2 protein-coding genes and 1 pseudogene are annotated in these 3,044 nt (G+C 65.8%); 2 read left to right on the top strand and 1 reads right to left on the bottom strand.

Translation table 11 applies throughout. The features are described 5' to 3' along the window. Positions 1 to 950, bottom strand: a 950-nt coding sequence (locus ABLE92_RS25990; RefSeq protein ID WP_006357618.1) for a M56 family metallopeptidase, incomplete at its 3' end; no start/stop codon positions are given. A 664-nt stretch (positions 951 to 1,614) separates the two neighbouring features. Here ABLE92_RS25990 and ABLE92_RS25985 point away from each other — a divergent pair. Both ABLE92_RS25985 and ABLE92_RS25980 read left to right on the top strand, forming a co-directional pair. After that, a complete protein-coding gene (locus tag ABLE92_RS25985; protein ID WP_035718240.1) occupies positions 1,615 to 2,454 on the top strand; it encodes a F510_1955 family glycosylhydrolase in 840 nt (279 codons plus the stop codon). A gap of 301 nt (positions 2,455 to 2,755) precedes the next feature. Further along, positions 2,756 to 3,044 (top strand): annotated as a pseudogene (locus tag ABLE92_RS25980) (M23 family metallopeptidase); the annotation flags it as partial.

Genomic DNA, 3,044 nt, shown 5'->3' with positions numbered 1-3,044 from the left:
TACACACACATCGCGATCACCATCGCCGCGACGACACCGGATGCCGCCAGCGTGGTCGGTACCGCCACCACACCAGCCACCGCCGCGGCGGCACCCACATGATGACGCCGCGACCGGCACCGGTGACCGGAGTCCAAGCGGCTCAGCCGCGGCCCCACGGACGACGAATCGCTGATCGACAACACACCCACCGGGCCCGCCACGGGCCCCGAACGGGCCAACGTTCCCAACGCCGAGCAGACCGCCCGCGCACCCACCAGCTGGGCGGCGCGGGCATCGGCGGCTTGCTCGACCAAGCCGGCGACCTCACGGCCCGCGCGGCTGAACAACGGAATCAGCGGAAACGCACGCCCGAGAGCGCGGGCCGCCAACACCACGGTGTGATGACGTTGCCGCCGGTGCGCGCGCTCATGGGCAACGACGGCATCGAGTTCCTCACCGGACAACGCCGCCTGTAACCCAGTCGTGGCGGCGATCCCGGCATCCTTACCCGGCAGACAAAACGCCATCGGCCGCCCGTCGGCGAGCCACCACACGTCGGGATAGCGCTCACTGCGGGCGCCCACCAACCGCAACGACTGCAGATACTCCTCACGAGCACCACGCATCCGCACCGCCGATCGCACCGCGATCGTCACCGCTCGGACAATCGCTGCCCCGGTCACCACCGCCAGCACGCCACCGGAGATCGCCTCCACCCGCGGGGATGCGCCGTGTGACAACACCCGCAGACACGACACCACCTCGGACAACGAATGGATGCCGAAATGGCCGGGAACCGCCAGCGTCACAACAGCTCCCACCCACAACATCGCAAACACGACCTGCGCGGCCGGCCAGGCCACCAACACCCAACGAGCATCGATACGGCCCTGCACCCGAACCATCCATCGAGGCCACAACCAGCCCAGCACACCCGCGGCAACAACTAACACCACCGCTGCACTCATGGATGCTCACCCATCGTTCGCCTCGATCCTCGACGCCCCGCCGTCAGCTCGCTGAGACCCACACTCAACACACCTTCCCGGCGACCCACCACCTGCACCACCAGCCAGTATGCCCCAGAAGTTCGTCGGTGACGCCGCAACTCAGGCACCGACCGCGCCGCCAATTACTAGGTTTTATAGTAGTTAGTTGACGCGGGTTGACCCGGCCTGCGCGTACCAGTCCGAGGAATGCGCCGTGACCGAGAACCCGAAGGAGACGCACTCGCCCCCCGACGACCACCGTCGTCAGTATCTGCATGCCATGCGAGACGTCTACCGAGCACCCACGCCATACTCGACCCACCAGTTTTTCCACCGCGCCCACCACCTCAGCGTCACCTCGAACCGACGCCGCCACCTCGCCGCACACATCGGTCTCGTCCGCCACCTCGCTGCGATCGGCGACCTCTCCGGGGCACGTCACCACCTCGGCAACGTCCTCATCTCCCTCGTCCTCCAAAAGCATTGCGGCCAAAAGCCTTCACAGCCTTCCACCCCCATCCAGAAGTCGTGACCACGACACCCCCAGAGGGTTAGGGCGGCTCCTACCCGGTCTCGCCACCACCCCGATCACCACACCACCCACGCCCGAACTCAGTCCTACCCACACGAAAGTCCTAGCCGCTTGCCTGCCTCAAACCCGTCCAACCGCACCGCTGCGGTCGTCCTCGCAGTCATCGCCACGCTGATTGTGCTAACCGGCTGCTCCACCCGGGAACAACCCACATCCCCACCACCGTCGGCAACCTCAGCAGAGAGCGCAACACTGACCCCAGAACTCGACCACCTCCACGCCCTGCACATCCGCGCCGACGGCACTATCCTCGCCGGAACTCACACCGGCGTAATCGCCCTCACCGCAGATGGAACCACCAGCCGGGTCGGCGTCTCCGACGACGACTTCATGGGACTGGCCGGGGTAACCGGCTCTGATCGGATCTTCGCCTCCGGCCATCCCGGCCCGCGGAGCTCGGCACCCAACCCGCTGGGACTCGTCGCCAGCGAAGATGGCGGGCAGACATGGACACCGAGATCGGTGGCCGGCGACATCGACTTCCACGCGCTCGCCACCAACGGACAACTACTCGTAGGCTTCGACGGAATCAACGGCCTGCTCGTATCGACCGATGACGGGAGAAGCTGGACCCCCGGCGCGCCCCTGGCCGCAGCAGCACTCGCGATCACCGACCGCGGCGTATGGGCGACTACCCCAGATGGCCTGCAACACAGCACCGACGACGCCCAGACCTTCACAACCGTTCCCGATGCGCCGGCCCTAGCTCTCCTGGCGGCCGCACCCGATGGCACGCTCTGGGGCATCGACACCGCCGACACCGTCTGGCGCAGCCCAGACGGCACACACTGGGAACAACGCAGCACCATCAATAGTGTCAACGCGCTGGTCGCCAGAAACGCCGAAAATGCATACGCCGCAAACGAACAATTGCTCTACACGCTCAGCTAACGGACTCGTGTGGAGCAACGAAGGAAGGAGGCGACTCAGATCCGGACGCGCTTTTGATCACGTCCACTCCACCCACTCCACGAGCAGGATCTGACAGACGGTGGCACCCGGCCGACCTGGGTGGTCACTCTCGACCACCTGACGGCACCCAGAAACGCCACGTCTTCGAAGACGTCACTGTCGTTATCGATGAGACGAGCAGCCCCGACTACCCCACGAACTTGCTGCGCGTGTCACAGCTGCGTGAGCACACCGAACCCGCGACCTCAAAGATCGCCTTGGGCGGGGACGGTTATCGAAGGCCGCCGGCTTCGGGCTGTGGATGCGAGTGCTGCAAGACGACGGCACGATCGGCGTGTATGGGCACATCAGCGAGACACTGGTGAGCGTCTGGCAGCGAGTCCTGGCCGGCGCGCAGATCGCAACGGTAGGAAACCGCGGCTACTCCACCGGCCCACACCTGCACGACAAGGTGTGGCAGCAAGATGGACCCAAACTCGATCCTGCACCGTGGTTGAGAACCCGGGGAGTCTACGTCGTCGGACGACCCGCCTTATCGGCGCGCGGGAGGTATGAGGACGAGTGGTCCC

The organism is Gordonia oleivorans, assembly GCF_040044975.1.
Classification (GTDB): domain Bacteria; phylum Actinomycetota; class Actinomycetes; order Mycobacteriales; family Mycobacteriaceae; genus Gordonia; species Gordonia oleivorans.
The sequence above is the reverse complement of the archived record's forward strand: the minus strand, read 5'-3'. Positions and strand labels throughout refer to the sequence as shown.